Genomic DNA, 12,606 nt, shown 5'->3' with positions numbered 1-12,606 from the left:
AGTAACGAACAGCTAAGAAAGGTTGTGACCAATCATGCCAAAAACGAGCATTTTATACGTACCGATCGGAAGAAAAACATTTGACCTAGAAGCGGGGGAAGTTCAGAGAAAGAAAAGCTCTGAATTTCTCCACAGCGTAACGGAGAACGTCATCGAACCAGAGGAGATCATCACATCTCCAGAAGATCTTGAGAAGTTCCTTGAAACCGTTAACAGTGAGGAGATCATCGCAAGCATTTACCAAAGCGTTACGTTCGCGGATGGCGAATTCGTTGAAGCACTGGTTAAGAAGGTAGAAGCACCAGTTATCGTTTGGTCTGTAAGAGAGCCGAGCGTTGGCGGAAGGTTAAGGCTGAACTCACTCACAGGTGGAAACAGCACGAGCCACGTGCTTCGCTGTGCAAAACATCCGTTCAGCTTTGTGTTTGGAAATGCAGACGAAGCGCAGGTTCAAAAGCGCGTAAAGGTTCAGCTGAAAGTTCAAAAGGTCATCGAGGATTTGAAAGGCCTACGCATCGGCGTTATCGGCGAGCATCCTCCAGGCTTCTTTTTCTCAGGAACGGACGAAGAAGCACTTCATAAACAGCTTGGTGTAACGGTAAAGAACTTTGACCTCAACAAAGCGTTTGAAGAATGTGTGAAGCTTCCTCGTGAGAAATGGGAAGGTGCGATCGAGAGAGCAGAGCAGCAGGTGATCGGCCTGAACCGCAATGAAGAAACGGTTCAGCGTTTTGCTCAGTTTACTACATATGTTCAGGAACAGATCGATGAAGCAGACGTATCAGCGCTAGCGATCCGCTGCTGGCCGGACTTTTTCAATGAGCTCGGAGCTGCGGCTTGTTCCACGCTTTCTCAGTTCACGGAAGATGGTGTTGTGTCGTCATGTGAATCAGATATCCACGGTTCTGTTTCCATGTTCATTCTTCAGCAGCTAACTGGTAGCGCGCCGTATCTTGGTGACATGGTACACGTGAACGAAGCAAGTAACTCTGTTGTGTTCTGGCATTGCGGAGCTGGCGCATATTCCCTCGCACATCCTGATCAAGGTGCAAAGCCTGGTGTTCACCCGAACCGTAAGCTCGGCTTTACGATGGAATTTGGTTTGAAGCCAGGTCGCGTGACGATGTTCCGAGTAGGCTATACGCCAGAGGGCTACCGCCTTCTCGTTATGCGCGGGAACGCACTCGATACACCACAGCGTTTCAACGGAACGTCAGTGGAAGTTGAACTTGAAACAGAAATTAATGACACGTTGTACGGGTTGATGGAAGAAGGATTCGAACCGCACTATGCGATCGTTTATGATGATGTGGCTGACGAGTTAGTAGAGCTTGGAAAACAGCTAGGACTAAAGACCACTGTCTATACAAAGAACTGAAGGGAGTGGGGTGCATGAGAAAGGTCGCCGTTGGCCAGGCCGGGGGACCTACGGCCGTAATCAATGCTACTCTCGCAGGGTTTGTACAGGAGATCGAACGGACTCATTCCCTGCTGTTTATCAAAAATGGATATGAAGGATTAGCGAATGGAAGCTACTATGAAGGCGATGAGGAGATGCTGAGGAGCATTTCCCTCCATCGCGATGTTCCTGGTGCGTGTCTTGGATCAGGACGTTTTCCTCTTACGGATGAACATATCGAAAGAGGTGTCAGACTTCTTAAAGAAGAAGGTGTCGATGCGCTCGTATTCATCGGTGGAAACGGCACGATGGAGGCATTGAAAAAAGTTGATCGCGAGGCGAAAAAGCAGAACTATTCGTTGCAGGTAATAGGTCTTCCGAAAACGGTCGACAATGACCTCGGTGAAACGGATCATGCGCCTGGATTCGGCAGTTCGGCACGATATGTTGCGCAGGCGACAAGAGATATGAGTCGCGATCTCGCATCGATGAAGAATTTTGAAAAAGTACGTGTCCTTGAAACGATGGGAAGAAATGCTGGATGGCTAGCTGCAGCGTCAGGTCTTCTGCAAAAGTATGAAGAAGAAGGACCACATGTTATCGCGATTCCAGAACGACCGCTTGAGCGAGAAGCACTTTTAGATGGAGTGACGAGTGCACTCAGGCGTTTCGGCCATGCAACAGTCGTTGTGAGTGAAGGTGTAACGTGGAGTGAAGGCGCTCAGGTGCAACGAGAAATCGTCGATGGGAGATCGGTGCTTGGTGGGATCTCAAATGAAATCGCAGCTTTTTTGAAAAAAGAATGCAACGTGATGACGAGAGCAGAGCTTCTCGGAATGAATCAGCGGAGTTTTTCAGCCGTTGTATCTGACATCGATCGTGAAGAAGCTTATACTGTAGGTAGAGTTGGTGCAGAATGGATTCGTGATGGATTATCGAACGTGATGGTTTCGATCGCGCGTCATTCCCACCATCGTTATGCTGCTCGTATGATTCCTGTACAGCTCGAAGCTGTGGTAAAAGCGGGAGAACGCGTCATGCCAGAGCAGTTCATCCAAAATCGGAAGCTATACTATGAGTGGTTGAAGCCGCTTATAGGAGAGGATGTGTCAATCTATCCTCCACCGCTAAAAGGAGACGAAGTGTATGTCGAATGAACAGTTTACTAAAGGCGAAGCCCTCTACCTACAAATAAAAGATATTTTGATCGATCGTATTCAAAACGGCTCTTGGAAAGCGAATGAATTGATTCCGACCGAACAGGAGCTAATTAAAGAGTTTGGTGTAAGTCGGACAACGATTCGCCAGGCGATCACTGTCCTCGTACAGAACGGCCTTCTTGAAAAGAAACAGGGCAGAGGAACGGTCGTGAAACCGCAACAGCTCGTTGGAAACCTCGGACAGTTAAAAGGATTCGCAGAGGAAGTGATGGAGCGCGGTTCTGTTCCTCGTTCAAAACTAATTCGAGCTGAATTTAAAACGAACCTTTATCACGAAAAGGAAATGCTTCAGGTTCCAGAAGATTCTCCAATTCTTTTAATAGAAAGAATTCGTTTTTCAGATGATACGCCGGTCGCGCTCGAGCGAAGCTGCTGGCCTGAAGAAATCGGGCAGCTTTTAATGAAACATGATCTCAATGAAGCGAAGTACTATGAAATTCTGGAGAACGACCAGATTTATCTAAATCGCGCAAACGAACGTATCGCAGCGATGAACGCGACGATCGATGAAGCAGACTTGCTGGCGATCCGTCCTGGAGAGGCATTACTCGAAATGACGCGTCTTAGCTACGGGCTGAACGATCATCCGATCGAATATACGAGAACGAAATATAGAAGCGATCAGTACCACTATCATATTGAATTGAAACGATAAGAAGGGAGCATATCACATGCCATTTATTGATGGGAAAACGATACTTGACCATGCTTTTCAAAACGGATACGGAGTAGGTGCTTTCAGCGCACATAACGCAGAAACGGTTGTTGCGATACTGGAGGCCGCCCATGAAGAGAAGGCTCCAATCATGATTCAAGTTGGACAAAAAGTAATTCAAACGCTCGGAATGGAAGCGTTGAAGAACTTGATCGATACGTATGAAAAAGAATACAACGTACCTGTTGCGATTCACCTTGATCATAGCCGTCAGTTCGAACAAACGATGCAAGCCGTTCAAATGGGCTTTCAATCCGTTATGTTCGACGGCTCTGGTCTCTCGTTCGAAGAAAATACAGCGACGACGAAAAAAGTTGTCGATATCGCACGAGCGCTCGGAATCGGTTCTGAAGGTGAAATCGGTAAGATCGGTGGTACAGAAGACGACATCACAGTAGATGAAAAAGATGCGCTTATCACAACGACTGAAGAAGCGGTCGCATTCGTTGAGGCAACGGATGTTGATTACCTTGCAGTCTCGATCGGAACAGCACATGGCATCTACAAACAAACGCCGAACCTTCGCTTTGATCGCTTGAAAGAGATTGTTGATGCAGTAAAACGCCCGGTTGTACTTCACGGTGGGTCAGATGTACCGGATGAGCAGGTACAGCGTGCGATTTCACTTGGAATTGCGAAGATCAACGTAGATACAGAACTACGTCAGGCATTTACAAGAGGCGTTCAAGAAGCATTTGCTGAGAATCCGAATGATATCGTAATCGCAAGCACGCTTGGACGCGGTCGAGAGCGTATGAAAGAGAAAGTTCAGGAGAAGATCCGTGTATTCGGTAGCCAGAACAAGGCAGAAGAACTTTTAACAAACAAAAAGGTCATTACCATTTCTTAAGGAGGATGATGAATCGATGAGTACACAAACTTCAGTACGTACATATGGCTTGTACATCAATGGCGAATGGCGAGAGAAAGCAAAAACAGACGATGTTCTTAATAAATACACGCAGGAAGTAACGGCGAAAACAGCGGCAGCTGACGAGCAGGATGTAAACGATGCAGTCCAGGCGGCTAAAGACGCAATGAAAACACCTTTTTCACCTTATGACCGCTACAGTGTATTGATCAAGGCAGCGGCTGCGCTTCGTGCGCGTCAAGATGAGCTTGGTGAAGTACTCGCAAAAGAAGTTGGAAAACCACTTGCTGAGTGTAAAGGTGAAGTTGGCCGAGCAGCACTCACGCTAGAAGTATCAGCTGAAGAAGCAAAACGCATCCACGGTGAAGGCATTCCCGTTGAAGCAGCTCCTGGATCTGAAAAGCGTCAGGCGTTCACAAGACGTTTTCCAATCGGTGTTGTCGCAGCGATCACACCATTCAACGTTCCTCTAAACCTTGTTTGTCATAAAATTGGACCTGCGATCGCAGCTGGAAACAGCGTGGTATTGAAGCCGGCAGAAGTAACGCCGGTAAGTGCGATCATCTTAACTGAAATCATGGAAGAAGCTGGCCTTCCTGCTGGTCGGTTGAACCTTGTGACCGGTGAAGGTGCGACTGTTGGTGAATGGTTGATCTCAAATCAGGATGTGAACATGTTTACGTTTACAGGTAGTCCGCGTGTCGGTCAGTACATTCGTGAAAAAGCTGGTCTTCGCAATGTGTCGCTTGAATTAGGAAACAATTCGGCTACGATCGTTCATAGTGATGCAGATGTTGAAACAGCAGCGACGCTTGCTGCCCAGAAGAGCTTCAACAATGCGGGGCAAGTTTGTATCTCAGTTCAGCGCGTGTATGTGCATGAAGATATTTACGAGCCGTTCCTTGAGAAAATGAAGGAAGTAACAGAGAGCCTGGTACTTGGAGATCCGATGGATGACGCAACGAACATTGGGCCGATGATCGCTGAGCGTGAAGCGATTCGTGTTGAGGGCTGGGTGAACGAAGCGGTCGAGCAGGATGCGAAGATTGAAACCGGCGGCAAGCGTGACGGTGTATTCTATCAACCTACGATTCTCACAAACGTAAACGATGACATGAAGGTTTGTCGTCAGGAAGTTTTCGGTCCTGTTGTTGCGGTGAGCACGTATCGCTCAGAGGATGAAGTGATCGCACGCGTGAATGATTCGGAGTACGGTCTTCAAGCAGGGTTGTTTACGAACGACCTCGCATTTACGCTAAAAGCAATCAATGAGGTTCATGTTGGTGGCCTTATCATCAATGATACGTCAGGGTACCGTGTTGATCACATGCCATACGGCGGTGTGAAGAAGAGCGGGACAGGAAAAGAAGGTCCACGCTATGCGATCGAAGAGATGACAGAAGAGAAAATCGTCGTGTTTAACGGATAGACAGGAAAGGGGTCCAGATATTTGGATCCCTTTTTATAAGTGTTGAACACGTTAAAGGTGAAGGAGAATGAGTATGGCGATCATCACGATTTTGTTACCGATCTTTTTTGTGTTTGGCGTCGGGTATATTGCACAGCGCTTTTTGAAACTTGAGACAAAGGTTCTTTCTAATCTAGCTTTGTACGTATTGGTGCCATTCTTAGTGTTTCGAACGTTCTATGAACAGGAAATCGATTCATCCTATGGGTATCTCTCCATTTACATGCTTGGACTTTGTTTCGCATTGATCGTAATCGTGAGTATTCTATCGAGGATGTATCGATTTACAGAGTCAGAGCGGTGCGGTCTAGTGCTTTCGAGCGCATTTATGAATAATGGAAACTATGGAACGCCACTCATACTCTTTTTATTTGGGACAGTCGGAATGGAAACAGCCATCGTATTAATGGTGCTTCAACAGTTATTGATGAGTACGCTCGGCGTGTACTATGCGGCGAAAGGTAGTCCAAATCATGATGGATTTAAAGCAGCACTACGAGCAGTGAGGCGCATGCCAATGGTGTATGGCGCGATCATCGGCTTGTTGTTTCAATGGTTACAGATTCCTCTCGGCACGATAGCTGGAGGGATCGATTTGATCGCAGACGCTGCGATACCGGTCATCATGGTAACGCTAGGTATGCAGCTAAGGAATATCACAGTGAAATCGATCGATTGGCGCAAGCTCTCGACAGCTCTTTCTCTTAAACTAATGATTGCACCAATCATCGCAGCGGGCATCGTGCTATTGATGCCGGTTGATACGATGACAAAACAAATTATGATCATCATGGCAGCAACCCCAACCGCCGCAAATACAACGATGTATGCTATTCAATTTCATACTGAACCACAGAATGTCTCGAGTGCGACATTGGTCTCAACCTTATCGAGCCTAGTTACTATGCCAGTCGTAATCTATTTAGCAACGACATTTGTATAGAAGACGCTCCTAAACTAAGGGGCGTCTTTCATTTTGAGATTCATTATATTTAAATAGTGAAAAGGGATTGAAATAAATTACATGGGAATCTATTCCTTTATTTTAGGATTCAAAGTAAAATAGAAGTACTAATCTAAAGGAGGAGTTAGAAAATGAATGGAAAACCAATTCATTTCGACGGTAGCTCTGTTCCCTCTAAAGGTTCTGGTGAGAGTAAACCACCATTCAAGCTAACTGATGAGACAAGAAAAGTAATAAGCGGAAATCCGTTTTACCAACAAAAATAATAAAAACCAAGGAGACAGGAATATTCCTGTCTCCTTTAATTTCTCTCATTATGTTCTAACGCTTACACGGTAGCTAAGTAAAAGCATGACCATCGATATGAGCATTGTAATTGCGACCCATGCCCATGCTAATTCCATTTTTCCTGAATCGATTGCTACGTAGATTGCTGTCGGCATCGTTTGAGTTTTACCAGGGAGGTTACCAGCAAACATGAGCGTTGCGCCAAATTCCCCTAGTGCGCGAGCAAAGCTCAGAATGATGCCAGATACAATTGCGTTCAACGAGAGGGGAAGCGAGATCGTCCATAACACAGTCCATTTGCCACCACCGTCAACGCGGGCTGCATCTTCTAAATTAGAATCGACTGATTCGAATCCTATACGAGCGGATTGATACATCAATGGAAACGCCACAACACTTGAGGCAACAACGCCAGCTTGCCATGTGAAGACGAGCGGATGTTGGAAAATCGTCTCGATCCATCTTCCTACGGGGCTGCTCGCTCCAAATCCAACTAAAAGGATGAATCCCACTACTGATGGAGGGAGGACGAGAGGGAGCATAAGAAGTGTATCGATCATACTTTTTCCTCGAAACGTTCGGTTTGCCATGAAGCGGCTGACCGCAATTCCAATGATCGTAACGATAAGGGTTGAGACGGTAGCGATTTTTAGTGAGATTAGTATAGGGTCAATGAAAGATGCTGGCACGTGAATCACTCGTTTCGTTTAAATCCATAGTCTTCGAATGTTTGCATTGCTTGATCGCTTTTTAAGTAGGTGAAGAATTCTTCTGCAGCTTGAGGTGCGCCCTTCACAACTCCTGCAGGATATATGATCGTAGAATAGTTTTCTTGCGGAACTCTAGCAACCATCATAACATCCTCTGAAGCATTGAGGTCACTACTATATACGATTCCTGCTTCTGAATTGCCTGTTTCTACGTATGTAAGAACCTGTCTAACATCCTTGCTGTATATGAGCTTACTCTCTAGATCCTTCCATAGGTCCATGGATGTTAACGCTTCTTGTGCATAAGCACCCGCCGGCACGGTTTCAGGCGTTCCAATCGCAATCCTCTTAACGTTCTTGGATAAAAGGTCATCCCATGTCGTGACTGTTGTGTCCTCTTTCGTAATAACCACTAATTCATTAGTCAACAAATCGGTTCTATATGTATCATCCATAAGACTATCAACAGCTGAAAAGTGTTCGTTTGATGCTGATACAAACACATCGATCGGAGCTTCTTGTTTGATTTGGTTCGCTAATACGCCTGAAGACGCTACGTGTAACGAAATATCGATATCTGGATGAGTCTCTTCATATGACTCTATTGTTTCTTCCATTGCATCACTTAAACTCGATGCAGCTGCGACTGTAATGGTTTGGTTTGGATCGTCACTTGTTTGACAGCCTGCAAGAATAAGAGACATGACGACTAGTAGAATACGAAGTTTCATATGTAAAATCTCCTCGTTGGAAGGTATCTTTCATTTATTATAACGAAGAAAAAATCTTTTGCGTGTGTTATATCATTTTTCCACTTAAGATGGTAGATTTATTTCGTAGGATAGTAAATTCACATGTCTCTACCAGAACAAGAAAAATGGGTTAATTTAGCGATGAGTATACGTCATTTCCTTGGAAATATTGACGAATTATATAAGAAAATACCGAATAGCTAGTGCTTATATGGAAGATAACTACTAAAATGGAATTGAGATTAATTCGAGGTAGTGTCTATAGCAAACATACGTTCCTCATTCCACCTCTAGATGCTACATTATTCATGATAAAATAGATGAATGTTAGCAAGAAGGAAGGATGAACGACGGTTAAATCGAATTAGTTTATATGACTCAGCTTCCGCATAATGAGAGAGGGAATAGAATGAAACAAAGACGCATGTTTAGACTGGCGCTAGCTGGAAGTATTTTAAGTGTCATTGCAGCGGTGCTTTCCAGGTTCGATATCATACCTCTATTTCACCTACAAGATCTATCATCTATAATCGCGTTTCTTTTTCCTATTATGGCGATCATCGGTTGTTATCTAGTAAAGTCACGACCGATCGTCGGAGGGTTTTGTTTGTTGGTTTCAGCAGTAGGAGGCATTATCTTTTTATCCGTCTTTTATATCATACCGGCAGTATTTCTAATTACATCAGGCTTTTTAAGTATACTTCTTAAAGACGAAACACAATTGGTCACAGACAAGTAAACCGCTCCAGGTTATGGAGCGGTATTTATTTTGTTAAAAACGAACGAATCGCATCTGCTGTTTCCAGAGGATGCTCTTCTGGAATCAAGTGGCCTGTGTGTGGAAATACGAGGAGTTCCGCATCAGGTAAATCTTTCTTCATTCGCTCGCCGACTCGTAACGGTACAAGTCGGTCATCTTCTCCCCAGATAAGCAGAACAGGAAAATTGATTTTATTCAAAGCGCTTGTAGATAGATCTTCTTCTCGCTCACGAACCAACTTGGCAAGAGCGGTAAAAAACCCCTTCTCGTTGAAGCTCGTTGTATACCCATCAATAACCTCTTGAGTGAGTAGCTTGTGATCGTACACGAGATGCTGGAAGTTCTTTTCAATGTTGATCGAACTCATGCCTATACTTAAACAATAAGGGAAGAACGGAAGGTAAGAGCACAGTCTCAGTGGTAACGATGATGATTTAATGTAGCTCGAGCTACAAAGAAGGATAAGCTTCTCAACTCGCTCAGGATGTTGGATACATGTTCTAAGTGCGATTTGGCCACCCATGGAATGCCCGATTAATATTGCTTTCTGAATGCTCAGTCGATCTAACAAATCATTTGTAAGAGCTGCGTATTCGTGAAGCGAGTAATGTATTGAACTGATCTTCTCGCTCTCACCAAATCCAGGAAGGTCAAAGCAGAGAAGGTTGTAATCGTTGTAGAGTAAAGGGAAGAGCTTTCGAAAGCTAAACGAACATGAAAGAAACCCATGAATAAAAACGAGCGTATCGGCATGTGGATTTGCTGCATGATAATATTCATAAGAAATTGTCACGTTACGAAGATCGATCTTGTCTTTAGACTGTACGAACATCTTCCCTCATTCTCCCTCCTAGTTAGACTCTGTATAATAAGTTTGGCTTAAAACAGGACTGATTATGAGCATAAAAAAAAGACGAAGCATACGCTCCGTCATCAAAAAGGGGGAATATAGATAGCTTAATAATACTGTTATTGCCATGTGATCCAATTTCTATACATGATTCTGTAAATTAATATGAAAGAAGGGATGTGATCAGAACAATCGTGATGGCTGCTGGTACGATATAGCGAATCAACGCAAACCAGGCAGGGAAAATGACTTTTCCAATCTTAGACCCCATCATCACTTCATTTTGAAGAATATCTTTCTTCATCTTCCTCGAAACAAAAATCGAAATCAACAATGCGCCAATCGGCATAAACAAATTACTCGCAAGAAAATCCATCACATCAAAGATTCCTCTTCCCATAAGTGAAACGTCAGAAAGTACACCGAACGAAAGGGCTGAAGGAATTCCAAGGATGAAGATAAAGAATCCAGAGATCCATGCAGCCTTTTTCCGATTGCCTTGTCCTTTCGTTACCGTTGCAACGATAATCTCAAGCAGGGAAAACGCAGAGGTCAAAGTTGCGAATAAAAGAAGTGCCATAAACGTCGCTAAGAAAAGGTTACCAAATGCCATCTGGTTAAAAACAGCAGGCAGTACTGTAAAGATTAGTCCTGGACCGCCCGCTGGTTCGAAACCGAATGAAAAGACGGCAGGGAAGATCGCAAGACCAGCAAGGAACGAAATAAAAATGTTCAAGCCTACAACAGAAAATACGGATCCTGTAATATTCGCGTTCTTACTAAGATATGAGCTGTACGTCACCATAAGTGATATACCCACGCTCAGCGCAAAGAATGATTGACCAAGCGCATCGAGCACGCCTTCAGCAGTCAGTTTTGAAAAATCAGGCTGAAGGAAGAAAGCTACACCTTCTAACGAGTTCTCAAGCGTAAGAGATCGTACTACCAGTATAATAAAGAGAAGAAAAAGTGATGGCATCATATATTTACTCGCTACTTCGATTCCTTTTTGGATACCGAATTGCACAACGGATATCGTAATCGCTAGAAACGCCGCCTGCGAAAGGAGAGCAGTAGCTGGATCACCGATGATGGATTCAAATAACGTTCCATATACATTACTCTCAAGACCTGTTAATGAGCCTGAGAAACTTCTGAGTAAATAAGTAAGAACCCAACCACCTATAACGCTATAAAAAGAAAGAATAATAAATGAAGCAATAACGCCAAGGTAACCAAGTGATCTCCACTTAGGGCTTCCTGATATTTCTTCATAAGCTGCTACTGCATCTTTCTTTGAATGTCTTCCTACTACAAATTCTGCGAGAAGCATAGGAGCTCCTACTAAGAAAGTGAAAAGTAAGAAAACGAGGAAGAAAGCTCCTCCGCCATTCGTACCTGCCATGTAGGGAAACTTCCAAAGTGCGCCGAGTCCAATTGCTGATCCTGCGGATGCAAGAATGAACCCGAAACGGGAAGACCATTGCTCGTTCGTACTCATATTGTCACCTCAATTGTTATAAGTCGCATTTACACACTATAGCCAACAGTGCAACTAGCGTCAATATCAAAAAATTCTGTTATGATTTACCACATAACAGCAAAGCAGCTATGACTGGATTTATAGCCGTTTTCCTTGTTAAAATAGATTTGAAAAAAGATTGGGGAATCTCGAATGTCTCACTCTTGATATTCCCATATATGAACGGTATGATTCTAGTGAGTAGAATTCATGACTTTTGTTTTGGAACGAAATCTGTGTTATACTAGTTAAGTTGAAAAAATTTGTTAGGAGTGTTTTCATGGCAGAACAATATAACGTCGGTGATATCGTAGAAGGGAAGGTAACAGGTATTAAACCTTTTGGTGCATTCGTTGCTATCGATAACCAAAAGCAAGGTCTTGTTCACATCTCAGAGATTTCTCACGGCTACGTAAAAGAAATCGAAGAACATCTTTCAGTAGGAGACGAAGTAAAAGTTAAAGTTCTTAACATAGAAGAAGATTCTGGTAAGATCTCTCTTTCTATCCGCGCTACTCAGCCTAAGCCTGAGAGACAGGAAAAGAAACCTCGTCCAGCTAGTGGCGGAAATAAGAAGCCTCAACAACAAGCTTCTTCTCCACAAGGCTTCAACACACTTGAAGACAAGCTTAAAGATTGGTTGAAAGAGTCTAACGACCGTCAAGCACAATTGAACAAGCGTCTTAAGAAATAATAATGAAAGAAGGCAGCCATCATGGCTGCCTTCTTTTTTTAGGTCGTGGAACGATCAGGTTCTGTTGTTAGTTCCTCAGCTGGCTTGAATAATAGTGTTAAGCAATAAAGACCACTAAGTCCTACAAGACCATAAACGATTCGAGCCAATGCAGCGTTTTGCCCTCCGAAGATAGCTGCCACAAGGTCGAACTGGAAGAAACCAATCAGCCCCCAATTAATCGCTCCAATAATAACAAGTGCAAGAGTAAATCGTTGTAGAGTACTCATGAGTATACCTCCTTTATCTAGGAAACATAGGTGTTCTTTCATAAGATAACTCCATTTCCAAATGTTATACATCTCGTAATAAATTTTGCCAAACAGATTTCTTTATTTTAGTACAGAGTTAAGG

14 protein-coding genes are annotated in these 12,606 nt (G+C 43.9%); 9 read left to right on the top strand and 5 right to left on the bottom strand.

The window, feature by feature from the left end; genetic code table 11:
- Nucleotides 1–34: 34 nt before the first annotated feature.
- The 7 genes from sftI to LCM09_RS20680 all read left to right on the top strand — a co-directional run bounded on the left by sftI (nt 35) and on the right by LCM09_RS20680 (nt 6,903).
- Nucleotides 35–1,378: a sulfoquinovose isomerase gene (gene sftI, locus LCM09_RS04820; protein WP_224879117.1), complete on the top strand. Its 1,344-nt coding sequence runs from the start codon at nt 35–37 to the stop codon at nt 1,376–1,378.
- 14 nt (nt 1,379–1,392) lie between these two features.
- Complete coding sequence (locus LCM09_RS04815) at nt 1,393–2,556, top strand: diphosphate--fructose-6-phosphate 1-phosphotransferase (protein ID WP_224879115.1); 1,164 nt, start codon at nt 1,393–1,395, stop codon at nt 2,554–2,556.
- Entirely contained in the window at nt 2,546–3,274 is a 729-nt protein-coding gene (locus tag LCM09_RS04810; RefSeq protein WP_224879113.1) for a GntR family transcriptional regulator, read from the top strand. Before LCM09_RS04815 ends, LCM09_RS04810 begins: the two co-directional genes overlap by 11 nt.
- A 16-nt stretch (nt 3,275–3,290) precedes the next feature.
- Entirely contained in the window at nt 3,291–4,184 is an 894-nt protein-coding gene (locus LCM09_RS04805) for a class II fructose-bisphosphate aldolase (protein WP_224879111.1), read from the top strand.
- A 16-nt stretch (nt 4,185–4,200) separates the two neighbouring features.
- A complete protein-coding gene (locus LCM09_RS04800) occupies nt 4,201–5,634 on the top strand; it encodes an aldehyde dehydrogenase family protein (RefSeq protein WP_224879109.1) in 1,434 nt (477 codons plus the stop codon).
- Between the two features lie 73 nt (nt 5,635–5,707).
- Nucleotides 5,708–6,616: an AEC family transporter gene (locus LCM09_RS04795; protein ID WP_224879108.1), complete on the top strand. Its 909-nt coding sequence runs from the start codon at nt 5,708–5,710 to the stop codon at nt 6,614–6,616.
- Between the two features lie 152 nt (nt 6,617–6,768).
- Complete coding sequence (locus LCM09_RS20680; protein ID WP_263622822.1) at nt 6,769–6,903, top strand: hypothetical protein; 135 nt, start codon at nt 6,769–6,771, stop codon at nt 6,901–6,903.
- 48 nt (nt 6,904–6,951) lie between these two features.
- On the opposite strand, the gene modB is transcribed toward LCM09_RS20680, so the two are convergent.
- A complete protein-coding gene (gene modB, locus LCM09_RS04790; RefSeq protein ID WP_224879106.1) occupies nt 6,952–7,614 on the bottom strand; it encodes a molybdate ABC transporter permease subunit in 663 nt (220 codons plus the stop codon).
- A 5-nt stretch (nt 7,615–7,619) separates the two neighbouring features.
- A complete protein-coding gene (gene modA, locus LCM09_RS04785; RefSeq protein WP_224879104.1) occupies nt 7,620–8,366 on the bottom strand; it encodes a molybdate ABC transporter substrate-binding protein in 747 nt (248 codons plus the stop codon).
- A 430-nt stretch (nt 8,367–8,796) separates the two neighbouring features.
- Here modA and LCM09_RS04780 point away from each other — a divergent pair, with 430 nt between their 5' ends.
- On the top strand, nt 8,797–9,126 hold the full coding sequence (locus tag LCM09_RS04780) for a hypothetical protein (RefSeq protein ID WP_224879102.1): 330 nt from the start codon (nt 8,797–8,799) through the stop codon (nt 9,124–9,126).
- A gap of 25 nt (nt 9,127–9,151) precedes the next feature.
- On the opposite strand, the gene LCM09_RS04775 is transcribed toward LCM09_RS04780, so the two are convergent.
- Both LCM09_RS04775 and LCM09_RS04770 read right to left on the bottom strand, forming a co-directional pair.
- The gene (locus tag LCM09_RS04775) at nt 9,152–9,979 is read right to left on the bottom strand and encodes an alpha/beta fold hydrolase (RefSeq protein ID WP_224879100.1); all 828 of its coding nucleotides are present in this window, start codon (nt 9,977–9,979) and stop codon (nt 9,152–9,154) included.
- A 178-nt stretch (nt 9,980–10,157) separates the two neighbouring features.
- Entirely contained in the window at nt 10,158–11,498 is a 1,341-nt protein-coding gene (locus LCM09_RS04770; protein ID WP_224879098.1) for a sodium-dependent transporter, read from the bottom strand.
- Between the two features lie 301 nt (nt 11,499–11,799).
- Here LCM09_RS04770 and yugI point away from each other — a divergent pair, with 301 nt between their 5' ends.
- A complete protein-coding gene (gene yugI / locus LCM09_RS04765; protein ID WP_224879096.1) occupies nt 11,800–12,213 on the top strand; it encodes a S1 domain-containing post-transcriptional regulator GSP13 in 414 nt (137 codons plus the stop codon).
- A gap of 38 nt (nt 12,214–12,251) precedes the next feature.
- Here the strand turns inward: yugI and LCM09_RS04760 are convergent, their stop codons facing one another.
- A complete protein-coding gene (locus LCM09_RS04760) occupies nt 12,252–12,482 on the bottom strand; it encodes a DUF378 domain-containing protein (RefSeq protein ID WP_224879094.1) in 231 nt (76 codons plus the stop codon).
- Nucleotides 12,483–12,606 lie beyond the last annotated feature (124 nt).

The sequence above is a fragment of the Guptibacillus algicola genome, assembly GCF_020171805.1.
Lineage (GTDB): Bacteria > Bacillota > Bacilli > Bacillales > Guptibacillaceae > Guptibacillus > Guptibacillus algicola.
This window is presented reverse-complemented; position numbering and strand designations above follow the sequence as displayed.

Bases quoted from the DNA above. Each gene is read 5' to 3' on its own strand.
- sftI (WP_224879117.1), top strand. From the start codon at position 35: ATGCCAAAAACGAGCATTTTATACGTACCGATCGGAAGAAAAACATTT.
- LCM09_RS04815 (WP_224879115.1), top strand. From the start codon at position 1,393: ATGAGAAAGGTCGCCGTTGGCCAGGCCGGGGGACCTACGGCCGTAATC.
- LCM09_RS04810 (WP_224879113.1), top strand. From the start codon at position 2,546: ATGTCGAATGAACAGTTTACTAAAGGCGAAGCCCTCTACCTACAAATA.
- LCM09_RS04805 (WP_224879111.1), top strand. From the start codon at position 3,291: ATGCCATTTATTGATGGGAAAACGATACTTGACCATGCTTTTCAAAAC.
- LCM09_RS04800 (WP_224879109.1), top strand. From the start codon at position 4,201: ATGAGTACACAAACTTCAGTACGTACATATGGCTTGTACATCAATGGC.
- LCM09_RS04795 (WP_224879108.1), top strand. From the start codon at position 5,708: ATGGCGATCATCACGATTTTGTTACCGATCTTTTTTGTGTTTGGCGTC.
- LCM09_RS20680 (WP_263622822.1), top strand. From the start codon at position 6,769: ATGAATGGAAAACCAATTCATTTCGACGGTAGCTCTGTTCCCTCTAAA.
- modA (WP_224879104.1), bottom strand. From the start codon at position 8,366: ATGAAACTTCGTATTCTACTAGTCGTCATGTCTCTTATTCTTGCAGGC.
- LCM09_RS04780 (WP_224879102.1), top strand. From the start codon at position 8,797: ATGAAACAAAGACGCATGTTTAGACTGGCGCTAGCTGGAAGTATTTTA.
- LCM09_RS04775 (WP_224879100.1), bottom strand. From the start codon at position 9,979: ATGTTCGTACAGTCTAAAGACAAGATCGATCTTCGTAACGTGACAATT.
- LCM09_RS04770 (WP_224879098.1), bottom strand. From the start codon at position 11,498: ATGAGTACGAACGAGCAATGGTCTTCCCGTTTCGGGTTCATTCTTGCA.
- yugI (WP_224879096.1), top strand. From the start codon at position 11,800: ATGGCAGAACAATATAACGTCGGTGATATCGTAGAAGGGAAGGTAACA.
- LCM09_RS04760 (WP_224879094.1), bottom strand. From the start codon at position 12,482: ATGAGTACTCTACAACGATTTACTCTTGCACTTGTTATTATTGGAGCG.